Source organism: Priestia sp. SB1 (genome assembly GCF_038898415.1).
In genome coordinates this window covers 859,737-882,388 of the sequence record NZ_JBBJSS010000001.1, presented here as the reverse complement: position 1 = coordinate 882,388, position 22,652 = coordinate 859,737, and the positions used below count along the sequence as shown (strand labels likewise).

General features: G+C 38.1%; 24 protein-coding genes and 2 other annotated features. Of the genes, 22 read left to right on the top strand and 2 right to left on the bottom strand.

The window, feature by feature from the left end; translation table 11 throughout:
* The first annotated feature begins 6 nt into the window (after positions 1-6).
* The 20 genes from mdh to WKH56_RS04455 all read left to right on the top strand — a co-directional run bounded on the left by mdh (position 7) and on the right by WKH56_RS04455 (position 20,176).
* Positions 7-945, top strand: coding sequence for a malate dehydrogenase (gene mdh / locus WKH56_RS04550; protein ID WP_013059443.1), 939 nt, complete (start codon positions 7-9; stop codon positions 943-945).
* Between the two features lie 133 nt (positions 946-1,078).
* The gene (locus WKH56_RS04545) at positions 1,079-1,555 is read left to right on the top strand and encodes a MaoC family dehydratase (protein WP_098112321.1); all 477 of its coding nucleotides are present in this window, start codon (positions 1,079-1,081) and stop codon (positions 1,553-1,555) included.
* Between the two features lie 178 nt (positions 1,556-1,733).
* Positions 1,734-2,450: a response regulator transcription factor gene (locus WKH56_RS04540; protein ID WP_013085192.1), complete on the top strand. Its 717-nt coding sequence runs from the start codon at positions 1,734-1,736 to the stop codon at positions 2,448-2,450.
* On the top strand, positions 2,443-4,215 hold the full coding sequence (pnpS, locus tag WKH56_RS04535) for a two-component system histidine kinase PnpS (protein ID WP_028411777.1): 1,773 nt from the start codon (positions 2,443-2,445) through the stop codon (positions 4,213-4,215). Before WKH56_RS04540 ends, pnpS begins: the two co-directional genes overlap by 8 nt.
* A 329-nt stretch (positions 4,216-4,544) precedes the next feature.
* Positions 4,545-7,172 carry a DNA polymerase I gene (gene polA / locus WKH56_RS04530; RefSeq protein ID WP_155007625.1) on the top strand — a complete coding sequence of 876 codons (2,628 nt, stop codon included), beginning with the start codon at positions 4,545-4,547 and terminating at the stop codon, positions 7,170-7,172.
* A 21-nt stretch (positions 7,173-7,193) separates the two neighbouring features.
* On the top strand, positions 7,194-8,027 hold the full coding sequence (mutM, locus tag WKH56_RS04525; protein ID WP_028411775.1) for a DNA-formamidopyrimidine glycosylase: 834 nt from the start codon (positions 7,194-7,196) through the stop codon (positions 8,025-8,027).
* Between the two features lie 60 nt (positions 8,028-8,087).
* Complete coding sequence (ytaF, locus tag WKH56_RS04520; RefSeq protein ID WP_033579623.1) at positions 8,088-8,717, top strand: sporulation membrane protein YtaF; 630 nt, start codon at positions 8,088-8,090, stop codon at positions 8,715-8,717.
* Positions 8,718-8,740: 23 nt separating this feature from the next.
* On the top strand, positions 8,741-9,337 hold the full coding sequence (gene coaE / locus WKH56_RS04515; protein WP_033579624.1) for a dephospho-CoA kinase: 597 nt from the start codon (positions 8,741-8,743) through the stop codon (positions 9,335-9,337).
* A gap of 275 nt (positions 9,338-9,612) precedes the next feature.
* Positions 9,613-10,644: a glyceraldehyde-3-phosphate dehydrogenase gene (locus WKH56_RS04510; protein ID WP_013059435.1), complete on the top strand. Its 1,032-nt coding sequence runs from the start codon at positions 9,613-9,615 to the stop codon at positions 10,642-10,644.
* 424 nt (positions 10,645-11,068) lie between these two features.
* On the top strand, positions 11,069-11,449 hold the full coding sequence (speD, locus tag WKH56_RS04505; RefSeq protein WP_013059434.1) for an adenosylmethionine decarboxylase: 381 nt from the start codon (positions 11,069-11,071) through the stop codon (positions 11,447-11,449).
* Positions 11,450-11,542: 93 nt separating this feature from the next.
* Entirely contained in the window at positions 11,543-11,929 is a 387-nt protein-coding gene (locus WKH56_RS04500) for a hypothetical protein (protein ID WP_028411774.1), read from the top strand.
* A 243-nt stretch (positions 11,930-12,172) separates the two neighbouring features.
* A complete protein-coding gene (gene nrdR, locus WKH56_RS04495; RefSeq protein ID WP_013059432.1) occupies positions 12,173-12,634 on the top strand; it encodes a transcriptional regulator NrdR in 462 nt (153 codons plus the stop codon).
* Positions 12,635-12,706: 72 nt separating this feature from the next.
* A complete protein-coding gene (locus WKH56_RS04490) occupies positions 12,707-14,134 on the top strand; it encodes a replication initiation and membrane attachment family protein (RefSeq protein WP_048019696.1) in 1,428 nt (475 codons plus the stop codon).
* Between the two features lie 32 nt (positions 14,135-14,166).
* On the top strand, positions 14,167-15,099 hold the full coding sequence (dnaI, locus tag WKH56_RS04485; protein ID WP_013059430.1) for a primosomal protein DnaI: 933 nt from the start codon (positions 14,167-14,169) through the stop codon (positions 15,097-15,099).
* A gap of 96 nt (positions 15,100-15,195) precedes the next feature.
* The gene (gene ytxC / locus WKH56_RS04480) at positions 15,196-16,056 is read left to right on the top strand and encodes a sporulation protein YtxC (RefSeq protein ID WP_048019697.1); all 861 of its coding nucleotides are present in this window, start codon (positions 15,196-15,198) and stop codon (positions 16,054-16,056) included.
* A 60-nt stretch (positions 16,057-16,116) separates the two neighbouring features.
* Positions 16,117-16,365: a binding site (T-box leader), on the top strand.
* Positions 16,366-16,408: 43 nt separating this feature from the next.
* Entirely contained in the window at positions 16,409-18,367 is a 1,959-nt protein-coding gene (thrS, locus tag WKH56_RS04475) for a threonine--tRNA ligase (RefSeq protein ID WP_260508405.1), read from the top strand.
* Positions 18,368-18,538: 171 nt separating this feature from the next.
* Positions 18,539-18,661: a sequence feature (ribosomal protein L20 leader region), on the top strand.
* A gap of 69 nt (positions 18,662-18,730) precedes the next feature.
* Positions 18,731-19,234: a translation initiation factor IF-3 gene (gene infC, locus WKH56_RS04470; RefSeq protein WP_013059427.1), complete on the top strand. Its 504-nt coding sequence runs from the start codon at positions 18,731-18,733 to the stop codon at positions 19,232-19,234.
* Between the two features lie 21 nt (positions 19,235-19,255).
* Positions 19,256-19,456, top strand: coding sequence for a 50S ribosomal protein L35 (rpmI, locus tag WKH56_RS04465; RefSeq protein WP_013059426.1), 201 nt, complete (start codon positions 19,256-19,258; stop codon positions 19,454-19,456).
* A gap of 39 nt (positions 19,457-19,495) precedes the next feature.
* Entirely contained in the window at positions 19,496-19,855 is a 360-nt protein-coding gene (gene rplT / locus WKH56_RS04460) for a 50S ribosomal protein L20 (protein ID WP_013059425.1), read from the top strand.
* A gap of 60 nt (positions 19,856-19,915) precedes the next feature.
* Entirely contained in the window at positions 19,916-20,176 is a 261-nt protein-coding gene (locus tag WKH56_RS04455; protein ID WP_028411770.1) for a DUF1294 domain-containing protein, read from the top strand.
* An 18-nt stretch (positions 20,177-20,194) separates the two neighbouring features.
* Here the strand turns inward: WKH56_RS04455 and WKH56_RS04450 are convergent, their stop codons facing one another.
* Complete coding sequence (locus WKH56_RS04450; protein WP_028411769.1) at positions 20,195-20,572, bottom strand: hypothetical protein; 378 nt, start codon at positions 20,570-20,572, stop codon at positions 20,195-20,197.
* A 132-nt stretch (positions 20,573-20,704) separates the two neighbouring features.
* On the opposite strand from WKH56_RS04450, the gene WKH56_RS04445 reads away from it, so the two are divergent.
* Positions 20,705-21,193 carry a dUTP diphosphatase gene (locus WKH56_RS04445; protein ID WP_048019699.1) on the top strand — a complete coding sequence of 163 codons (489 nt, stop codon included), beginning with the start codon at positions 20,705-20,707 and terminating at the stop codon, positions 21,191-21,193.
* 77 nt (positions 21,194-21,270) lie between these two features.
* Entirely contained in the window at positions 21,271-22,356 is a 1,086-nt protein-coding gene (locus WKH56_RS04440) for a M42 family metallopeptidase (protein WP_028411767.1), read from the top strand.
* Positions 22,357-22,412: 56 nt separating this feature from the next.
* Here the strand turns inward: WKH56_RS04440 and sspI are convergent, their stop codons facing one another.
* Complete coding sequence (gene sspI, locus WKH56_RS04435; protein WP_013059420.1) at positions 22,413-22,619, bottom strand: small acid-soluble spore protein SspI; 207 nt, start codon at positions 22,617-22,619, stop codon at positions 22,413-22,415.
* Between the last annotated feature and the right edge of the window lie 33 nt (positions 22,620-22,652).

The following is a 22,652-nucleotide window of genomic DNA, read 5'->3' as shown; positions in this document are numbered from 1 at the left end:
ATTATAATGGCAAATATGCGTAAAAAAGTATCTGTTATCGGAGCGGGCTTTACAGGAGCTACAACTGCTTTTTTAATTGGTCAAAAAGAATTAGCTGATGTTGTATTAGTTGATATTCCGCAATTAGAAAATCCAGCTAAAGGTAAAGCGCTGGATATGTTAGAAGCAAGTCCTGTACAAGGCTTTGACGCTAACATTACAGGAACAGCCAACTACGAAGACACAGCTGATTCTGACATTGTCATTATTACAGCTGGTATCGCGCGTAAGCCAGGTATGAGTCGCGATGATTTAGTCACAACGAACCAAAAAATTATGAAGTCTGTTACTCAAGAAGTTGTTAAATACTCGCCAAACTGTCACATTATCGTGTTAACAAACCCGGTAGATGCTATGACGTACACAGTATTTAAAGAATCTGGTTTTCCTAAAAACCGCGTAATCGGTCAATCAGGCGTATTAGATTCTGCACGTTTCCGTACGTTCGTAGCGCAGGAGTTAAACATTTCAGTGAAAGATATCACAGGTTTTGTACTTGGTGGACATGGCGACGATATGGTACCTCTTGTACGCTACTCATATGCTGGCGGTATTCCTCTTGAAACGCTTATTCCAAAAGCGCGTCTTGAAGCAATTGTTGAAAGAACACGCAAAGGCGGCGGCGAGATCGTTAACTTATTAGGCAACGGAAGTGCGTACTACGCTCCTGCTGCTTCTTTAGTGGAAATGACAGAAGCGATCTTAAAAGATCAGCGTCGTATTTTACCAGCGATTGCTTACCTAGAGGGTGAATATGGTTATAACGGCATCTACTTAGGTGTTCCGACCGTATTAGGAGCTGCAGGAATTGAGCAAGTAATTGAATTAGAACTTACTGATTCTGAAAAAGCTGCGTTAGATCAATCAGCAAAATCAGTCAAAACTGTCATGGGTGTATTAGCTTAATACAATAAAGTAGGTTTGAGTATAGGTTTTTATAGATATTCAAACAATAGTCACAAGGAAAATTCGAGGGAAACCTCGAATTTTTCTTGTATATAAAGAAAAACTATTACTTTATACAAAAGGTGGAATGATGATGGTATTAGGTAAAAAACAAAAAATAGGTCGAAGTCTTGAAGATATAAAAGTTGGAGAAAAATTAACGCTAACTGAACGAATTGAAGATAAAGATATCTTATTGTACTTAGGGCTGACAAATGATTCTAACCCTTTATACATTCAGCATGATTATGCATCTCAGACACCTTTTAAGAAACCTATTGTGCCAAGCATTATGATTACCGGTATTATGACAGCAGCCATTTCAAAGTACTTGCCCGGACCTGGAAGCCATGTTGCAGAACATACGGTTGCCTTTCCTAAAAAAATTCATCATTATAGTACGATTGAATTTTTATTTGAAGTCACAGAGGTAGATGTTTCTTCTAAAACTGTTACGATTGAAGTAGAAGCGGTCAATGAACAAAAAGAGAAAGTAGTAACGGCTCGGTTTCTTGTGTATCCGCCGCTTAGACTTCCATCAGTAGAGACACATGACTTTGAAAATTTTTAAAACGCCCTAAATATTGATAAATATAGAAGAAGCTCTTTAGCCATATTTTCTGAAAATGTTGAAATGTATTGGAGAACGAGGCTAAAACATTGTATGATAAGAGAAGATAAATAGAAAATAATATCATTTGGGTGAAGCTGCGGTTTAATTTAACTAGATGGAGGCTTATATCGTTAATATGAGTAAGAAATTATTAGTCGTAGATGATGAACAATCAATTTCAACATTATTACAATATAATTTACAACAAGCTGGCTTTACAGTAGAAACAGCTGAAGATGGGGAAGAAGGATACAACAAGGCATTAGAAGGAAAACCTGATTTAATTGTGTTAGACTTGATGCTTCCTAAAATGGATGGAATTGAAGTTTGTAAAAAGCTTCGTCAGCAAAAAGTGATGACGCCTATTTTAATGTTAACTGCAAAAGACGATGAGTTTGACAAGGTATTAGGGCTAGAACTTGGCGCAGATGACTACATGACGAAACCATTTAGTCCTCGAGAAGTAGTAGCCCGTGTAAAAGCCATTTTACGCAGAACACAAATTATTGCTCAGGAAAATGAACAGGAGGAAGATGGCGAACGCATCATGATTGGTGATTTAAAAATTCTTCCAGATCATTATGAGGCCTACTTTAATCAAGAGCAGCTTGAGCTTACTCCGAAAGAATTCGAGTTATTATTATATTTGGCAAAATACAAAGGACGGGTATTAACTCGTGATCAGCTGCTGAGTGCAGTGTGGAATTATGATTTTGCCGGAGATACGCGAATTGTAGATGTGCACATCAGCCATCTGCGTGAGAAAATTGAACATAATACGAGAAAACCGGTTTATATAAAAACGATTAGAGGATTAGGATATAAGCTGGAGGAACCAAAGGTAGATGAATAAATTTCGTTCAAGGCTACTTTTGGCTCTATTAGTACTTATTATTATTGTATTAGTAGGTCTTGGCCTGCTGCTGGGGCAGTTGTTTAAAAACTTTTATTTTCAAACGTTTCAAGAGCGAATGGAAAAAGAAGCAAAGCTTGTGGAAATGTACATTAGTGAAGAAGGCATCACAAGTCCTGCTTTAAAATCTAAAGTTGATCAAATCAGTCATTCGCTAAGTGTACGAACGACTGTCGTTCAAAAAGATGGAAAAATATTAGTTGACTCAAATCCAGGTAGCAAGCAGCAAAGAATCGAAAAAAGTATTGTAATCCAACAAGTATTAAAAAAGCAGTTAAACAGCAAAAAAAGCTTTGATCAAATTAAAGAAGATTACGACTTATATTACTATGGTATCCCGCTTATTATAGAAGGTAAGCAAGAGGGATTTGTTGTTTTGAGTACATCGTTTGATTCATTAAAACAAGTAAATCAGCAAATCTGGGGGCTTCTTATTGGAAGCTTAGGTCTAGCTTTGATTGTGATTTTACTCTTAGGTGTAAAGATTATGGGGCGCTATACCCGTCCTATTGAATCGGCAACCAAGGTGGCTATGGAACTTGCAAAAGGGAATTATAAAGCTCGTACATATGAAGATTATGTAGATGAAACAGGGATGCTGAGTCAGTCTATTAACGCACTTGCTCGTAATCTGCAAGAGTCTATCACTAATCAAGAAATGCAGCAGGACAGGCTGCGCACGCTAATTGAAAATATGGGAAGCGGTATGCTTCTTATCGATAGTCGAGGCTATATAAACTTAGTGAACCGAGCTTATAAAGAGCAGTTTCATATACATCCGGACGACTTCCTTTATCACTTGTATTATGAGGTATTTGAGCACAAAGAAATCATTAAACTTGTGGAAAAAATATTTATGACCGAAGTAAAGGTTCGAAAACAAGTCGTTTTGCCTTTAAATATTGAACGAAGATATTTTGATGTTTACGGAGCGCCGATTATTGGCTTAAACGATGAATGGAAAGGCATTGTGCTTGTTTTCCATGATATTACCGAGCTGAAAAAACTAGAACAAGTGCGCCGTGACTTTGTAGCGAATGTGTCTCATGAACTAAAAACACCTATTACGTCCATTAAAGGGTTTAGTGAGACATTGTTAGACGGTGCCATGGAAGATCCAAAGCTGCGAGAGCAGTTTCTATCTATTATTCTAACGGAAAGCCAGCGCATGGAGAGCCTGATTCAAGATCTTTTGGATTTATCTAAAGTTGAACAGCAAGGTTTTAAACTAAGCATTCATTCAGTAGATTTGAATACCCTTCTCTATGAGGTCATAACAGTGCTATCGAACCGAGCGAATGAAAAAGAAATCACTCTAACGTTAGATACGCTTCCTGAAGAAGCGTGGATTGATGGTGACAGTCAGCGCCTTATGCAAGTGTTCGTTAACTTAATTGGCAATGCGCTCATGTATACAATGCCTGGAGGAACCGTTCACGTTTCGCTTGAAGAGGAAGAAGAAACGATTACGGTTCATGTTCAAGATACAGGTATCGGTATTGATTCTGATGAAATTTCACGTATTTTTGAGCGTTTTTACAGAGTAGATAAAGCAAGAAGCCGCAATTCCGGAGGAACAGGTCTTGGATTAGCAATTGTTAAACATCTTGTTGAAGCTCATAAAGGGGAAATTGAAGTGAAAAGTGAAGTCAATAAAGGGACAACTTTTTCGGTGAAGCTGCACAAGTATTTGCCGCAGATGTAAAATGTTTACGTTCCTTTTACAATTTATTTAATGTAGCTTAATAATTAATTGATACAATTTTTCATGGAAACCCCTTCATCCAAGGAGCCAATATGTAAGGCGAAAATAGCTTTAACCGTGCTATTTTCGCCGATTCTTTTTGACAATTTCTATCCATTCACATGCTACACCGCCTAAAATAACCAGGCGGTGTTTTTTATTTTATGATGTATAGATCTTATCACCATATGAAAATAAAACGTTGAATTCAAGAGTACTTTTTGTTCTTAAAGCTTATTGTTTGCTAAAATAAAGGTAAGATAAGAAGAGAGCGAAATGGAGGAACATGAATGACACAAAAACTAGTATTAATTGACGGGAATAGTATTGCCTACCGTGCATTTTTTGCTTTGCCGCTTTTAAACAATGATAAAGGAATACATACAAATGCCATATACGGCTTTACTACAATGCTGACACGTATTTTAGAGGAAGAGAAGCCAACGCATTTACTGGTGGCTTTTGATGCAGGGAAAACAACGTTTCGTCACAAAACATTTACAGAATATAAAGGAGGCAGACAAAAGACGCCTCCTGAACTTTCAGAGCAGTTTCCCTTTATTCGTGAGTTATTAGATGCATATGGAATTAAGCGCTATGAACTGCCTGAGTACGAAGCAGATGATATTATCGGTACACTTTCAAAACAAGCAGAACAAAAAGGAATGGCCGTGAAAGTCATTTCCGGTGATAAAGATTTACTTCAGCTTGTGTCAGAGCATGTAACCGTAGATATTACGAGAAAAGGAATTACGGATGTGGATTCCTATACGCCTGCAGCCATTGATGAAAAATATGGAATCACGGCTGCGCAAATCATTGATATGAAGGGTCTTATGGGAGACAGCTCAGATAATATCCCAGGTGTGCCTGGAGTTGGAGAAAAAACAGCCTTAAAGCTATTAAAAGAGTTTGAAACCGTTGAAAATGTATTGCAATCTATCGATCAAGTCAGCGGTAAAAAATTAAAAGAAAAGCTAGAAGATAATCGTGAATCAGCCATCATGAGTAAAAAGCTTGCAACTATTTATTGCGAAGCGCCTCTTGAAGTATCTGTAGAAGATGCGAAATATGACGGGTTTGAATCTTCAAAGGTCATCTCTTTATTTAAAGAGCTTGGGTTTAATTCTCTGCTTGCTAAATTTGGTGAATCAGCAGAAGAGGAAGCAGATTTTGAAGAACTGACGTTTGAAATAGTGCAGGAAGTTCACGATGATATGTTAACAAGCGAAGCAGCTCTGATCGTAGAAGGTTATGAAGAAAACTATCATCACAATCAGCTGCTCGGTTTTGGAATCAGCAACAAAAACGGCCACTATTTTATTGATAAAGACACAGCTCTTTCATCTTCCAAGTTTACAGCATGGCTAGAAGATGAAGATGTAAAAAAGACGGTATTTAATGGAAAACGTACGATTGTATCGTTAAAATGGGCGGGGCATGAAATTAAAGGAATTGAACATGATGTAATGGTTGCTTCTTACATCTTAAATCCCGCTGAAGCAAATGATGACCTAGCGACAATTGCAAAATTAAAAGGATATCATCAAGTGCAATCAGATGAAGCTGTGTATGGAAAAGGAGCTAAGCGAAGCATTGCGGAAGCTGCTCAGCTAGCTGAGCATGTTATAAGAAAAGCAGCCGCCGTAGCTTATTTAAAAGAAGTGTTGGAAAAAGAATTGGTTGAAAATGAACAGTTTGAGCTGTTTGAAAAGCTTGAAATGCCTCTTGCCATTGTCCTTGCCGATATGGAATATCAAGGGGTGAAAATTGATCGGGCGCGTTTGGATGAAATGGGCGAAGATCTTCGAGAACAGCTTGAAAAAATTGAAGCGAAAATCTACGAATACGCTGGACAAGAATTCAATATTAATTCACCAAAGCAGCTAGGAGTTGTTCTTTTTGAAAAAATGCAGCTTCCAGTCATAAAGAAAACAAAAACAGGCTATTCCACATCAGCTGATGTATTAGAGCAATTAGCTAGCGCCCATGATATTATCCCAGAGATTTTACAATACCGTCAGCTAGGAAAATTACAGTCTACGTATATCGAAGGGTTAAAAAAGGTTATTCATGAAAGCGATGGAAAAGTTCATACCCGCTTTAATCAAACGTTAACTCAAACGGGAAGGTTAAGCTCAGTAGATCCTAACTTGCAAAACATCCCGATTCGTCTTGAAGAAGGTAAAAAAATAAGAGGTGCGTTCGTGCCTTCACAGCCTGATTGGTTAATATTTGCGGCGGATTATTCACAAATTGAGCTGCGCGTACTGGCTCATATTGCAAATGATGAAAAGCTAATTGATGCGTTTAAGCATGACTTAGATATTCATACGAAAACAGCGATGGATGTGTTCCACGTCGAAAGAGAAGAAGTAACGTCGAATATGCGCCGTCAGGCTAAAGCAGTTAATTTTGGAATCGTCTATGGCATCAGTGATTACGGTTTATCGCAAAGTTTAGGAATTACAAGAAAAGCAGCGGCTACTTTTATTGAACGCTATTTAAAAAGCTTCCCGGGTGTACAGGAGTATATGGATACGATTGTGCGCGATGCAAAAGAAAAGGGATACGTAACAACGCTCTTGCACCGCCGCCGTTACTTGCCTGAAATCACGAGCCGAAACTTTAACCTCCGCAGCTTTGCTGAGCGTACAGCTATGAATACGCCTATTCAAGGGACAGCAGCTGACATTATTAAAAAAGCAATGATCGAAATGGATAAGCGCTTAAAAGATGAAAATCTTCAGGCTAAGCTGCTGCTTCAAGTACACGATGAGCTGATTTTTGAAGCCCCAGAAGAAGAAATTAAAATTTTAGAGAAAATCGTACCAGAAGTAATGGAGCATGCTTTAGAGCTAGAAGTTCCGTTGAAAGTAGATTATTCTTACGGAAAGACTTGGTACGAAGCAAAGTAGTGGAAAAAGGATGTGACAAACGTGCCAGAATTACCAGAAGTTGAGACCGTCAGACGTACGTTGATTGAATTAGCCAGTGGTAAGACCATTGAGCGTGTAACCGTTAAATGGCCTAATATTATCAAACGTCCTGAGCAAGTTGAGCAGTTTTGTGACGCGCTTGTTGGACAAACCATTCGAGATGTTGAACGCAGAGGTAAGTTTTTGAAAATTGTACTCGATGATTATACGATGGTTTCTCATCTGCGTATGGAAGGAAAATATGCTCTCCATGAAAATGCAGACGAACCAGATAAGCATGTACACGTCTTTTTTCACTTCACCGACGGAACAGAATTACGATACCGGGATGTAAGGAAATTTGGTACCATGCACTTATTTAAAAAGGGAGAGGAAGATCTGTTTCCTCCTCTTATTGGCCTTGGACCTGAACCGTTTGACGAAACATTTAATCCAAGTCAGTTAAAAATGCGAATCGGCAAAACCTCTCGAAAAATCAAGCCGGTTTTACTCGATCAAAATGTCGTGGTTGGGCTAGGGAATATTTATGTAGATGAAGCACTATTTCGCGCAGGGATTCACCCTGAACGAGTGGCCAGCCAATTAACAGACGAAGAGTATGAAAAATTGTACGAAGAAATTGTAGCGACCCTTCAAGAAGCGGTGAAACAAGGGGGAAGCACAATTCGCACGTATGTAAACACACAGGGGCAAATAGGCATGTTTCAGCAGCAGCTTTACGTGTACGGAAGAAAAGGCGAATCCTGTAAAATTTGCGGTACCCCAATTGAAAAATTTGTTGTAGGCGGTAGAGGAACACATATCTGCCCAAATTGTCAGCCGGCTAAAAAATAACAATGGATGGGCTCCTTTCATATACTACGTATAGACAGAAAGGAAAGGAGTCCTCTCATCATGATAACATTTTCTTTACTTATTCTTGCTTTTGCCGTAAGTCTTGACAGCTTTAGCGTTGGCCTGACATACGGACTTCGAAAGGTGAAAATCCCGCTGAAATCCATTTTTATTATTTCATGTTGCTCAGCATTTTCTTTAATGTTTTCTATGTTTTTAGGAAAGGTACTTACGCATCTATTTTCAGTGGATGTACTAAATAAAGTAGGCGGAGGTATTCTTGTTCTACTTGGAATGTGGATTTTATACCAGTTTTTTTGTCCGGCAGATTCATCTCGAGTGAAAGAAGAAAAAACATTAGTGAAAATTGAAATTAAGTCAATTGGCTTAGTCATTAACGTATTGAAAAAACCAACGGCAGCAGATTTAGATAATTCAGGTTCCATCACTGGGATTGAAGCATTTATACTTGGAATTGCATTATCTCTTGATGCATTTGGAGCAGGGTTTGGAGCAGCTTTATTAGGTTATTCGCCGTATGCTTTAGCAATTGCTGTAGCTCTTATGAGTTCACTTTTTTTAAGTGCTGGCATACAGTTTGGCAAAGTTTTTTCACGTTTATCATGGATGAAAATGTTTTCCTTTTTACCGGGAGTTCTGCTTATTATTTTAGGTATTTTTAGATTTTAAATAAAGCGATAAAGGAGAGGCCAATGTCAATTGTAATTGGATTAACGGGCGGAATTGCTAGTGGAAAAAGTACGGTAACCGGAATGCTGAGAGATATTAATATTCCAGTAATCGATGCTGACCACATTGCAAAAGAAGTCGTCGAACCAGGAAAAGAAGCATATAACCAAATCGTAGAGACGTTCGGCCGTGCCATTCTTCACGAAAATGCGGAGATCAATCGAGCGGCTTTAGGGGGAATTGTGTTTTCTCAAGAGGAAGAACGTAAAAAGTTGAATGCAATTGTACACCCTGCGGTAAGAAAAGAAATGCTTTCTCAAAAGGAAAGGTATATCGAGGAAGGATATGATGCTGTGGTATTAGATATTCCGCTGCTGTTTGAAAGTGATTTGACGCATTTAGTCGATAAAGTAGTGGTTGTATATGTCGATGAGCCTGTGCAGCTAGAAAGGTTAAAATCTCGTAATGATCTCTCGACGAAAGATGCCTATGCACGTATCCACGCACAGCTGCCTTTGATTCAAAAAGTAGCCTTAGCCGATGCGGTGATCAATAACAACGGACCTGTAGAGGAAACAAAACAACAGCTTTTAAGTATATTAGCCCTATGGCTAGATTAAAGAGGCTGAGATAAACGTATGTTAGCTGAAGGGAAATCCGAACGAGCTTGATTCTTGAGGTAGAATCAAGCTCGTTCGGATTTTTTTATTGAGAATATTTACGAGCTTCTAAAAAAGAATGTGTTAAATATCTGTTCTCGCTATATACATATAGTAAAACTTAATTAAAATAATTTATTAAAAAAAATTAATATTATTCACTTTTTAAATATTTATGTTATACTATTCAATATAAAAAGTTAAATAGTATAACACATATAGAGAGGGGTATAGCCATGAAAGCACGTATTGCCATTAATGGTTTTGGGAGAATAGGAAGAATGGTTTTTCGCACAGCGATTATAGAGGAGAATTTAGATATTATTGCTATAAATGCATCTTATCCAGCAGAAACATTAGCACATTTAATCAAATATGACTCTATACACGGACCATTTAATGGAGATGTTAAATGTGATGATGATGCGCTAATTGTTAACGGTAAAAGAATCCAGCTATTAAATTCACGCGATCCGCTGAATTTGCCTTGGAAAGAGCTTGGGATTGATTTAGTTGTTGAAGCAACAGGGAAATTTAATTCAAGAGAAAAAGCGCAGTTACATATTGAAGCAGGTGCTAAAAAAGTTGTCTTAACGGCACCGGGTAAACAAGAAGATATTACTATTGTGATGGGCGTAAACGAACGAGAGTTTGATGTGAATCAGCATAACATTATCTCTAATGCCTCTTGTACGACAAATTGTCTAGCTCCAGTTGTCAAGGTGTTAGACGAAGCGTTCACAATTGAAAACGGTTTAATGACGACCGTTCACGCATATACAAATGATCAAAAGAATATTGATAACCCGCATAAAGACTTGCGAAGAGCCCGTGCGTGTGCTCAATCAATTATTCCTACAACAACTGGGGCAGCCAAGGCGCTTTCATTAGTTCTTCCTCATTTAAAAGGAAAGCTTCATGGAATGGCGCTGCGCGTTCCTACGCCGAACGTATCGCTTGTCGATTTAGTTGTGGATGTAAGGAAACCTGTGACGATGGAAGATGTTAATCTAGCGTTCATTAAAGCTGCTGAAGGACCTTTAAAGAATATTTTAAATTTAACAATGGAACCACTCGTATCAATTGACTTTAATACAAATCCTCATTCAGCGATTGTAGATGGACTATCGACTATCGTAATGGAAGATCATAAAATTAAAGTGTTAGCTTGGTACGATAACGAGTGGGGCTACTCTCAGCGCGTAGTCGATTTGGTAAGATATATTGCTGCAGAAATGCGTAATGGATCAAAGATAAGAGTAAGCTAAGAAAGCTATAGATTGCTTTTTAAAAAAACAGGGAGCTATCGCCCTGTTTTTTTTGTTTTTATTCAGAAGAATAGGGAAAAGCAATAAGATAATCATGCAAAGGAGTGTTTCTTTTCCTCAATTTTATTAAAAAAATGAATAGTCGTTTAGCAGCGTTTACACACTGTCTCACGAGAACACAGTGGTAATTTGTATAGGTCTATCTGCGGGAACAATCTTTAATAAAATCAAAACACGTATTGCAAAATAAATGTAAACAAAGTATACTATGTTTCGTGAACTTCTTGTGTACCTTTCGGTGATGTGGCTACTTAAAGGGTTAGGACCTCTTTGGACTAACTTTCCCCCGTGGTAGTTAACATGCTATATGGCGAAAGAACTTCATGTTTAACGATTAAAAATTGTTAAAGGGGGAAATATCATTATGGAAACAATGGGTCGTCATGTCATCTCAGAATTATGGGGATGCGATTTCGATAAGTTAAATGATATTGATTATATTGAAAAAACGTTTGTTGATGCAGCTTTAAAATCTGGTGCGGAAGTTCGCGAAGTAGCGTTCCATAAATTTGCACCTCAAGGTGTAAGTGGCGTTGTTATTATTTCAGAATCACATTTAACGATTCACAGCTTCCCAGAGCATGGTTATGCAAGTATCGATGTTTATACTTGTGGTCATTTAGATCCTACAATCGCAGCAGATTATATTGCAGATGCTCTAAGTGCACAGACACGTGAAACAATTGAATTACCACGTGGAATGGGTCCTGTTCAGGTAAAACAAACTAAAGCGAATGCACTTTAATAGTGTCGATTGATTACGTAAGTTAAGAGGTGTATTACACACCTCTTTTTAGTATATAAATTTTTAATATGCAAAAACAAAGGTGATAACAACATGGGGGTAGTACAAGTAGTTAAATCTTTATTTTCTAATCATGTAGAAACAAGCGATCGTCATTCAGATCCGACTCTAAAAACGCATTATTACAAAACAACGGCTGGGAATGCATTTAAGCAAGTTCATGAAATGTTGAAGCATATGCAAGGGATAGAGATACTTGCTGCGTATGAAGAGCGAGGAGAAATTAGCTTAAACGTTGTAAAAGGAAGAAAAGCTTTTGTTGTGATTACCATTATTAGCGTACGTCCTCTTGAAACCGCTATCGATTTTTCTGCTACAACAGAGTCAAAAGTGGTGCCAGTTGATTTTGGTTTTAGCAAAGAACTTGTACGTACGCTTTATAAGAGCTTTGATCAAAAACTTATTCCTCTTTCTTCGTAAGTTCCTTATCATTTTTGAATTTCAGGAAATAAAATGGGGAAATTCCTTTTCCTTTACTTGTATTCAAGCCTTGTTTTCTATAAGATGGAATAAAGTAAATCCTTTAATATAGCATCGTGTTTGATAAAGGAAATGATGATGACAATCATAATAAATGGCGAATAGCCGGCTAACATAGATGAAAATTAACTTATATGAGAGAAAATAAAAAGAAAAACAAGGTTTATTATTGGAGCTGAGAATATGAAGTGCCCATCCTGTCATTACAATGGAACGAGAGTGCTGGACTCGCGCCCTGTAGAAGAAGGCCGCTCTATTCGTAGAAGACGTGAATGCGAAGAGTGTCACTATCGTTTTACAACTTTTGAGAAAGTAGAAGAACTTCCGTTAATTGTTGTAAAAAAAGATGGAGCGAGAGAAGAGTTCAGCAAAGACAAAATCCTTCGAGGGTTAATTAAGGCGTGTGAAAAACGCCAAGTAAGCTTAAAACAACTGGAAGATACCGTACACGATATTGAAACAGAGCTGCGCAGTCAGGGTACATCAGAGGTGCAGTCAGATGTGGTAGGAGAAATGGTGATGGAGCGATTAGCTGCTATCGATGAAGTCTCTTATGTTCGATTTGCTTCGGTATACCGACAATTTAAAGACATCAATGTATTTATTGATGAATTAAAAGATTTAATTAAGAAGGAACGACTGTAAAAGAGCTATTGAAGTATTCTTTAGGCTCTTTTTTTGTCATTTCTATTACTTTAAAAGTAGGTAGGGAACGACATGAAAGAACAACATTGGAAAGAAATGATACCGGTCGATCGTTATGTTGTTCGTTCGAGCGGCATACTGCAGGAATACGACCGAAAGATTTTAACAATGCTCTATCAGCCGTTGGTGGGTACGACGTGTTTTGGTTTGTATATGACGCTATGGAGCGAGCTGGAACAAGATCGTTTATGGGGAAAAGAGTCTACGCATCATCACCTAATGTCAATGATGCAAATTAATTTGAAAGCTATTTACCATGAGCGGTTAAAATTAGAAGGTATTGGTTTGTTAAAAACATATATTAAGGAAGAAGATGATGTTCGTGTGTTCATTTATGAGCTCATTCCTCCTCTTACGCCCCATCAGTTCTTTAACGATGGCGTGTTAAATGTATATTTATATAACCGACTAGGAAAATCCATCTTTCAAAAAATAAAAAATTATTTTTCGGATTCACTCGTGGATGATCAATCGTTCAAAGATGTGACGCATTCATTTAACGATGTATTTAAATCAGTTAAAGCAACGGAGCTGGCTCCAAGTTTTCAGTCTGAAAGCAAGGATGTATTTTCTCCTGATGCTCAAACGGACTTTATAGATTCTTCAAACCGTGCTTCTATTGAGATGAGCCCGGATTCCTTCGATTTTGATTTATTTTTAGCAGGCCTAACAGATTCAATGATTTCGAAAAGGTCAATTACATCTAAAGTAAAACAAGCGATTGAAAAGTTAGCTTTTTTATACGGCATTGATCCTCTTCAAATGAAAAATGTAGTGCTCGATTCGCTAAATGAGAATGATCAAGTTGATATTGAATTGCTTAGAAAAGCAGCACAGTCCTTTTACCAATTTGAAAATGGAGAAGCACTTCCCAATCTAAGCGAACAAATTCAGCCTCCTATGCTTCGTACCATGCAGGAAAAGCAGCCTCAGACTAAGGAAGAGCAGCTCATTCAACAGCTAGAAGTCACCTCTCCTCGACAGCTATTGATCGAGTTTTCAGGGGGGGCAGAGCCATCAAAAGCAGATTTGCAAATGATTGAAGAAGTGATGTTTAATCAAAAGCTTTCACCAGGGGTAGTAAATGTTCTGATTTACTATGTTATGCTAAGATCCGATATGAAATTATCTAAGAGCTATGTAGAGAAAATTGCTGGACACTGGGCGCGCAAAAAGGTACAAACTGTTCAAGATGCCATGAATTTAGCTAAAAATGAACAGAAAGAATATCAGAACTGGACTGAGGCAAAGCAAAATAAAAAAACGGCCGGACGAAAAATTGTGCGTAAAGAAATGGTGCCAGAGTGGTTGAGCGATGAAGAAAAAGAAGAGAAAAAGCAGCCTTCAAAAGAAGCGGATGAATTTGAAGAAGAAAAACGAAAGCTACAAGAAGAGCTCAAGCAGTTAGATCAAGAGCTAAAACAAAAGCATAAAGAATAAAAAGCAGGTATGATAGAGATGAGGTGAAAAAGATGAAGCCTATCAATGATTCACTAAATCAGTTAGTGAACAAAAAGGATTTTAAAGCACGTTTAGAAGCATTAAGAAACAGTATTCTGTCTAATCCCGAAGTTAAAACGTTTCTGCAAGAGCATCGCCATGAGTTAGATGAGCAAATGGTCGACCGAGGCTTGATGAAGATGCATGAATTCATCGACCAGAGCAAATGCTGTGACAAATGCCCTTCTCTGCAAAGCTGTGTCAATATGGTGAAGGGGTATCACCCTCAGCTGGTTGTAAAAGGCCGTAATATTGATTTACAGTATGAACGCTGTCCTAGAAAAGTACAAGAAGATGAGCGAAAAGAACAAGAATCTTTTATTCAGTGTATGTACGTGCCCAAAGAAATTTTACAGGCAACGATGTCTGATATTGAAATTGAGCAGGGAAGATTTGAAGCCATTAAATTAGTAAGAGATTTTGTGCGAGAATATGAGCCAAATAAGAAAATGAAAGCTTTATATTTACACGGTTCGTTTGGTGTGGGGAAGACGTATTTTCTTGGAGCAATTGCCAATGCGTTAGCCGAAAAGAAAGTGAAATCTACGATTCTGTATGTCCCGGAGTTTTTGCGTGAGTTAAAAGGTTCGTTTCAAGATCAAAGCTTCAATGAGAAAATAGAGTATGTCAAAAAAGTACCGGTTCTTATGCTTGATGATCTCGGAGCAGAATCTGTAACGAGCTGGATGCGAGACGATGTGCTCGGAACCATTTTACAATTCCGCATGCTCGAAAATTTGCCGACATTTTTCAGCTCGAATTTAAATTTTAAAGAGCTTCAACATCATTTGACTTATACCCAACGAGGCGAGCAGGAAGAGCTCAAAGCCGCTCGTGTCATGGAACGAATTAAGTCTCTAGCCATTCCCGTTGAAATGAATGGAGAGAATAAACGAAATAGATGAGCAGGTCGTTTTACATTTCTTGTAACGACTTGCTCATTTTTTTGCATGTTGCCCCATATACATTAATAAAGCGTGTCCAAAGGGGGGCTATGAGGAATGAAAATATTCTTTAAATATGTAGAAGACGCAGTCATTGTATATGAGTCTTTATGCGCGAAGCGAAGCGCTTTATCATATGGTTCACAGTGCTTGAAGTTGGTGAATAATCAGCTTTTAGTTATTGATGAGACATACAATCGAGAGGCCATTTTACAAGACATGGTGATACCGGTATTAACGCACGTGATTTTAAAAAAGAAAGAAAAAAAGATGATGGTAAACATATTAAAAGAACAATTTTTCTATTCAGAAGAGGAAGAACAAGATTTGCTGCTTCAAATTATGAGGGGGATTATGGAAGGAGAGAGAGGCGAAATTCCGCAAAAAACATTTTCCCTTCCAAGAGAATTACTTATCCGCCAGGCTCTTCAAGACTTCTTCATTCATAATGTAACGTTCACCTTTGAGTCTTTTCTCCAATTCCGTTTAAAAGAATATCAAGAGCGGCTGCGCTATTATGCTGAGCTGGCGATTGATGAATATAAGCTTGAACAAGACTATCAAATTCTTATTCATCAGCTGCGTCAAGCAGCTAATGAAAGACAGTCATCTACAGGCGATGTGTATGTAATGCATTTGAATAAAAACAAGTTTGTATTGTACGACCAAAGCAGTAGATATGTTCCGGAGCGTGAATGTGCAGCCCTAGCAGAGGCCTTTCTATCTGAACAAGAATCAGTATACATAGACTCAACTATCATCGCGCCTTTGCTGAGTTTATCTCCAGCTGCTATTCATCTGTATAGCGACCAGCATGATCATGATTTTGTTTATACCATTCAAAATATTTTTCAAGAAAAAGTGATGTTATACGAAAAAAATGAATTTCCGTTTGATCAAAAGCAAAATATAACGTGAAAGGTTGATTTCTATTTTGAAAATGAATATAATAAATGCATATTGAAAAACAGCTATATGTCACAAGTTATGATGAGGACATGAGTGTATATTTACGGTTTATAGAGAGGGAGATCTAGGCTGAAAATCTCCTAACACGGAATATATTCTTACCACCTCTAAACTTCAGTAGTAAACGAGCAGCGTCTCTAGTAATTACTGACGGAATTTCCGTTATAAAACCTCGAGCCGCTTCGGGTTATTTGGGTTATCCAAGATACGAAGAGGAAACAAGGGTGGTACCGCGTGTATACACAACTCGTCCCTTTTTATAAGGGACGAGTTTTTTGTTTTTACAAAAAGTTTATTAGTTATGTTAAAGGAGTGGAAAGTTGTGTCAGAAGTAATCAAAATGACATTTCCTGATGGAGCTGTTAAAGAGTATCCAAAAGGATCATCAACAGAAGATATTGCGGCTTCTATTAGCCCGGGATTAAAGAAAAAAGCATTAGCAGGTAAAGTAAACGGCGAGCTGCTGGATTTACGTACGCTAATCGAACAAGATGGCAGTCTTGAAATCATTACGCAAGATGCTCCTGAAGCGCTTGAAATTATGCGCCATAGTACAGCGCATTTAATGGCTCAAGCAATCAAACGTTTATACAAAGATGTAAAAGTACAGCTAGGTGTAGGCCCGGTTATCGAAAATGGGTTTTACTATGACATCGATATGGAAGAATCAATTACTCCTGAAGATTTAGGTAGAATTGAAAAAGAAATGAAAAAAATCGTTAATTCAAATATTGAAATTGAACGAAAAGAAGTTTCTCGTGAAGAAGCCATTCAACTTTTTAAAGAAGTTGGCGATGAACTAAAGCTTGAATTGATTGATGCGATTCCAGCAGGTGAAAAGGTGACGATTTACCAACAAGGCGAATTCTTTGATCTTTGCCGAGGTGTGCACGTGCCGTCAACAGGCAAAATTAAAGAGTTTAAACTATTAAGCGTAGCAGGTGCTTATTGGCGCGGAGACAGCGACAATCAAATGCTGCAGCGTATTTACGGTACAGCATTCTTTACAAAAGCAGATTTAGACGAGCATCTTCGTCTTCTTGAAGAAGCAAAAGAACGTGACCACCGTAAACTTGGTAAAGAGTTAAACTTATTTACAAATTCTCAAAAAGTAGGACAAGGTCTTCCTTTATGGCTTCCAAAAGGTGCGACGATCCGCCGTATTATCGAGCGTTATATCGTAGATAAAGAAGTAAGCCTTGGTTATCAGCACGTTTACACGCCGGTGCTTGGAAGTGTAGAACTTTACAAAACGTCTGGTCACTGGGAGCACTATCAAGATGACATGTTCCCTGCAATGGAAATGGATAACGAAGACCTGGTTCTTCGTCCAATGAACTGTCCTCATCACATGATGGTGTACAAACAAGGTATTCACAGCTATCGTGAGCTTCCAATCCGTATTGCTGAACTTGGAACAATGCACCGCTACGAAATGTCAGGAGCATTATCAGGACTTCAGCGCGTTCGAGGCATGACGTTAAATGATGCACATATCTTTGTACGTCCGGATCAAATCAAAGAAGAATTTATTCGTGTGGTTCGCTTAGTTGAAGCGGTTTATAAAGATTTTGGATTTGAAAATTATTCATTCCGTCTATCTTATCGTGATCCTGAAGATACAGAAAAATACTTCGATGATGATGCAATGTGGGAAAAAGCACAAAGCATGTTAAAAGATGCAATGGATGAGCTTGACCTCGATTATTATGAAGCTGAAGGCGAAGCGGCATTCTACGGTCCAAAACTAGATGTTCAAGTTAAAACAGCTCTTGGTAAAGAAGAGACGCTATCTACGGTTCAATTGGATTTCTTACTTCCTGAACGCTTTGATTTAACGTATGTAGGGGAAGACGGAAAACAGCATCGACCTGTTGTTATTCACCGCGGCGTGGTGTCAACAATGGAACGTTTTGTAGCTTTCTTAATCGAAGAATACAAAGGAGCTTTCCCAACGTGGTTAGCACCTGTACAAGTTCAAGTGATTCCGGTATCACCTACGGTTCACCTTGAGTATGCAAAAGAAGTGCAAGAACAGCTTCAGCTTGCGGGTATTCGCGTGGAACTTGATTCTCGCGATGAGAAAATTGGCTATAAAATCCGTGAGGCTCAAATGCAAAAAATTCCTTACATGCTTGTTGTAGGGGATAAAGAAGTAGAAGATAAAGCAGTAAACGTACGTAAATATGGTGAGCAGAATTCAGAAACAGTGGATTTCCAAGCCTTTTTACAAAATGTAAAAGCAGAAGCATCTCGTTAATGAAAAAAGCAGAGAATTGAAATTCTCTGCTTTTTTATCTAACATTTATAAAAAACTGTTGCATAAATGGTTTTCCTTTGATACAATAACTTTTGTTGTGAAAAAAGAACGAAATCATTGACTTTTGTCTTTGTTGATACTATAATAGCTTAAGTAATTGAATACTTGTTTATACAGAAGAAGAAGCACCCGCTTCTCACCTGAGTGACGCATAAAGCAGTTAGCAGGTACATCGTATCTTAATTAAAACGATAGAAGTGTGGGTGCAGTATGTACTCACACTTTTTTGTGTGAGTTAATAATCGGTCTAAGCAAGCGTATTCGCTCATTAAACCTTGGAGGTGGCTACTTATTAGCAAGGACATGATGGTAAACGAGGGCATTCGAGCTCGCGAAGTTCGTCTAATTGATCAAAATGGTGAACAATTAGGAATTAAATCAAAAAATGAAGCATTAGAAATTGCTTCACGAGTAAATCTTGACTTAGTAATGGTTGCTGCAAATGCGAAACCGCCGGTATGTCGTATTATGGACTACGGTAAATTCCGCTATGAGCAACAACGTAAAGAAAGAGAAGCTCGTAAAAACCAAAAAGTTGTAAACTTAAAAGAAGTTCGTTTAAGTCCAACAATTGATGAACATGATTTTAACACTAAACTTCGTAACGCACGCAAGTTCCTTGAAAAAGGTGACAAAGTGAAAGCGTCTATTCGCTTTAAAGGTCGTGCCATTACTCATAAAGGGATTGGCCAAAAAGTACTTGAACGTTTTTCACAAGCTTGCGAAGATGTAAGTTCAGTTGAATCGGCTCCTAAAATGGAAGGCCGCAGCATGTTCTTAGTCTTGGCACCTAAAAACGAAAAGTAATAGAACGAGGAGGAACACCCCATGCCAAAAATGAAAACACATCGTGGCGCTGCAAAGCGTTTCAAAAAGACTGGAAGCGGTAAATTAAAACGTGCTCGTGCTTACACAAGCCATTTATTCGCTAACAAATCTACAAAACAAAAGCGTAAATTACGTAAAGGTTCTTTAGTAAGCAAAGGTGACTTCAAACGTATCCGTCACTTATTAGATAACATTAAGTAATTTGGGTTGAGATAGAAACAATACAGGAGGTAAACAATTATGCCACGCGTAAAAGGCGGTACAGTAACACGCAAACGTCGTAAAAAAGTTTTAAAATTAGCTAAAGGTTTCTTCGGTTCGAAGCATAGATTATATAAAGTTGCTAATCAGCAAGTTATGAAATCTCACATGTATGCTTATCGTGACCGTCGTCAGAAAAAACGTGACTTCCGTAAATTATGGATCACACGTATTAATGCAGCTGCTCGTATGAACGGTCTTTCTTACAGCCGTTTAATGCACGGTTTAAAATTAGCAGGTATTGAAGTTAACCGCAAAATGCTTGCTGACTTAGCTGTAGCTGATGAAAAAGCATTTGCTGAATTAGCAACTGCTGCTAAAAAAGGCTTAGATAAGTAATGAATATAAAGTCTCGTCATCTTTAGATGATGAGGCTTTTTTGCTATCGGAGGACATATCATGAATGAACTGCTGCTTACCTATTTTATTGTTATTAATATAATAGGGATAGGAATGATGTATAGAGATAAACAAAAAGCGAAAAGACATGAGTGGAGAATTGCCGAAAGCACACTGTGGACGGTAGCTGCTATCGGAGGAGCCATTGGAGGACTGATTGGTATGTATTGCTATCGTCATAAAACGAAGCACACATCGTTTACAGTAGGTTTTCCTATTCTTGCCGCTCTTGATTTACTTTTCTTTTTTGTTATCAGCTGAGCACAAATGATTTTGTGCTCAGTGTAAAAATTCTCGAACGGGGCTTTTCCAGCGAATAGGAGCATTTGGATACATGTTGTGTACGTGATTTTCCAGCAGCTTGAAATCTTGTTTTTGCAGTTCATGCAATCGAGATGGATCTGTTAACACCATTGTAATCGACAAAGACTCTGGTTCATTGGGATTGCTGTATTTTTCTCCTTCAAATAAAATACCTTTATACGTTAGTAGAAAATTTTTGCGGATATTCGTTTTTTCGTCAACGACAAAAAATTGCTGATGTTCCTGAGCTGCTACAAGCTTCCGCTTTGGACTGCGAAAATGCTGAACCAGCTTTAATAGTGTGTAAGCAACAAGCGCGAAAATGAACACGCGAACGATAACAATAACAAACATAACGCTCCCTCCTTTACAAGGCACAGTTTTCTTACTTTACGTTTCAGTCTCTAAAAAGTTTCACGATTTTTGATATAATTTCTTTATTGGTTTAAAAAGAAGAAGATATACATAATTACAGGAGTGATTACATTGAATTTACAACAGCTATTTACCATGCAGCGTCAGCTGGATCAGCATATAGAGGACAAGCATCAGCTTCATAAGGAAGACTTGGTTCCAAGAAAACTTTTAGCTCTGCTTGTTGAAATGGGAGAGCTGGCAAACGAAACGCGCTGCTTCAAATTTTGGAGCGTTAAACCTCCGGCTGAAGATGCTGTTATTTTAGAAGAATTTGTGGACGGCGTACATTTCATTCTTTCTTTAGGTATTGAAAAAGGATACGATGATTTAACTGAGCTGCCAAAATTAAAAGCAGCTGATTCAAAAACAACACAATTTTTACAGGTATTTGCACAAGTTTCTGCTTTCGAGCAGGACCTGTCAAAAGAAAACTATGTGAACATGTTTGCATCTTACATGAAGCTTGGCGATATGTTTGGTTTTTCTGCTGAACATATTGAAGAGGCGTACATGTCAAAAAATGAAGTGAATTTTAAACGCCAAGAACAAGGATACTAGAAATAAAGGGATGGGAAATTTTACTTCAACCTCTTTTTAGCTATAATAGAGGTATACATATGAAAGGGGTAATCCATATGACAAAGTTAGATGAAACATTGACGATGCTTAAAGCACTAACAGATGCAAAAGGAATTCCTGGAAATGAGCGTGAACCGCGTGAGGTTATGAAGAAATATATTGCACCTTATGCAGATGAAGTAACGACGGATGGGCTAGGCAGTTTGATTGCAAAAAAAGTAGGCAACGAACAAGGGCCTAAAATTATGGTAGCCGGTCACTTGGATGAAGTTGGTTTTATGGTGACTCAAATTGATGAACGCGGCTTTATTCGTTTTCAAACGGTAGGCGGATGGTGGTCTCAAGTTATGCTTGCTCAACGCGTAACCATCGTGACATCTAAAGGAGAGGTAACGGGGATTATTGGCTCAAAGCCACCTCATATCTTGCCTCCAGAAGTTCGCAAAAAGCCAGTTGACATTAAAGATATGTTCATCGATATTGGTGCTTCTAGCAGAGAAGAAGTAGCGGAGTGGGGAGTAAAACCTGGTGATCAGGTTGTACCTTATTTCGAATTTACGGTTATGAACAATGAAAAGATGCTGCTAGCGAAAGCCTGGGATAACCGTATTGGTTGTGCAATCGCTATCGATGTATTAAAAGCTTTAAAAAATGAAAAACATGAAAATGTTGTGTATGGTGTAGGAACGGTGCAAGAAGAAGTTGGACTCCGAGGTGCAAAAACATCTGCTAACTTTATTGAACCGGATATTGCATTTGCTGTTGATGTCGGTATCGCTGGAGATACACCTGGTGTTTCTGATAAAGAAGCCTCTTCTAAAATGGGGCAGGGTCCGCAAATCATTTTATATGATGCTTCCATGGTCTCTCATAAAGGACTTCGAGATACAGTGGTAGATGTGGCAGATGAATTAAATATTCCGTATCAATTTGATGCAATTGCTGGAGGCGGTACGGACTCGGGTTCTATCCATATTTCAGCTAACGGGGTGCCAGCACTTTCGATTACAATTGCAACTCGTTATATCCATTCTCATGCAGCAATGCTTCATCGTGATGATTATGAAAACGCAGTTAAATTAATTGCGGAAGTCATTAAGCGCTTAGACCGAGATACGGTTAACGCCATTACGTATAATTGAAAAAAGCTCATTCTCCTAGGAGAATGAGCTTTTTGTTGTACATAGGAAAAGGTTATTTATTTTAAACCGTTTTCAAGCGTTGTCAGAATTTCTTCTTTTTCTGATTCCGGAGACTTTTCCCAAAGCACTTCAAATAAAACACCAAGTCCAGGGAGCATTTTTTCTTCACCGCTTTGAATAGCGTCAGAAATTGTAGCCTCAAGCTCTTCTTTTGAGTTTCCTGAAACGTTTGCAATAACAGCATTTCGTAAATTAAGATCCATCATTTTCACCTCAGCTATCGTAAAGTTACCAAT

What these genes read in the sequence shown, in the direction of transcription:
- WKH56_RS04545 (WP_098112321.1), top strand. Translation starts at nt 1,079, where the DNA reads ATGGTATTAGGTAAAAAACAAAAAATAGGTCGAAGTCTTGAAGATATA.
- WKH56_RS04440 (WP_028411767.1), top strand. Translation starts at nt 21,271, where the DNA reads ATGACAAAGTTAGATGAAACATTGACGATGCTTAAAGCACTAACAGAT.
- polA (WP_155007625.1), top strand. Translation starts at nt 4,545, where the DNA reads ATGACACAAAAACTAGTATTAATTGACGGGAATAGTATTGCCTACCGT.
- WKH56_RS04455 (WP_028411770.1), top strand. Translation starts at nt 19,916, where the DNA reads ATGAATGAACTGCTGCTTACCTATTTTATTGTTATTAATATAATAGGG.
- mdh (WP_013059443.1), top strand. Translation starts at nt 7, where the DNA reads ATGGCAAATATGCGTAAAAAAGTATCTGTTATCGGAGCGGGCTTTACA.
- dnaI (WP_013059430.1), top strand. Translation starts at nt 14,167, where the DNA reads ATGAAGCCTATCAATGATTCACTAAATCAGTTAGTGAACAAAAAGGAT.
- WKH56_RS04450 (WP_028411769.1), bottom strand. Translation starts at nt 20,572, where the DNA reads ATGTTTGTTATTGTTATCGTTCGCGTGTTCATTTTCGCGCTTGTTGCT.
- coaE (WP_033579624.1), top strand. Translation starts at nt 8,741, where the DNA reads ATGTCAATTGTAATTGGATTAACGGGCGGAATTGCTAGTGGAAAAAGT.
- infC (WP_013059427.1), top strand. Translation starts at nt 18,731, where the DNA reads ATGATGGTAAACGAGGGCATTCGAGCTCGCGAAGTTCGTCTAATTGAT.
- nrdR (WP_013059432.1), top strand. Translation starts at nt 12,173, where the DNA reads ATGAAGTGCCCATCCTGTCATTACAATGGAACGAGAGTGCTGGACTCG.
- speD (WP_013059434.1), top strand. Translation starts at nt 11,069, where the DNA reads ATGGAAACAATGGGTCGTCATGTCATCTCAGAATTATGGGGATGCGAT.
- sspI (WP_013059420.1), bottom strand. Translation starts at nt 22,619, where the DNA reads ATGGATCTTAATTTACGAAATGCTGTTATTGCAAACGTTTCAGGAAAC.
- ytxC (WP_048019697.1), top strand. Translation starts at nt 15,196, where the DNA reads ATGAAAATATTCTTTAAATATGTAGAAGACGCAGTCATTGTATATGAG.
- rpmI (WP_013059426.1), top strand. Translation starts at nt 19,256, where the DNA reads ATGCCAAAAATGAAAACACATCGTGGCGCTGCAAAGCGTTTCAAAAAG.
- pnpS (WP_028411777.1), top strand. Translation starts at nt 2,443, where the DNA reads ATGAATAAATTTCGTTCAAGGCTACTTTTGGCTCTATTAGTACTTATT.
- WKH56_RS04490 (WP_048019696.1), top strand. Translation starts at nt 12,707, where the DNA reads ATGAAAGAACAACATTGGAAAGAAATGATACCGGTCGATCGTTATGTT.
- WKH56_RS04510 (WP_013059435.1), top strand. Translation starts at nt 9,613, where the DNA reads ATGAAAGCACGTATTGCCATTAATGGTTTTGGGAGAATAGGAAGAATG.
- rplT (WP_013059425.1), top strand. Translation starts at nt 19,496, where the DNA reads ATGCCACGCGTAAAAGGCGGTACAGTAACACGCAAACGTCGTAAAAAA.
- WKH56_RS04500 (WP_028411774.1), top strand. Translation starts at nt 11,543, where the DNA reads ATGGGGGTAGTACAAGTAGTTAAATCTTTATTTTCTAATCATGTAGAA.
- WKH56_RS04540 (WP_013085192.1), top strand. Translation starts at nt 1,734, where the DNA reads ATGAGTAAGAAATTATTAGTCGTAGATGATGAACAATCAATTTCAACA.
- thrS (WP_260508405.1), top strand. Translation starts at nt 16,409, where the DNA reads ATGTTAAAGGAGTGGAAAGTTGTGTCAGAAGTAATCAAAATGACATTT.
- ytaF (WP_033579623.1), top strand. Translation starts at nt 8,088, where the DNA reads ATGATAACATTTTCTTTACTTATTCTTGCTTTTGCCGTAAGTCTTGAC.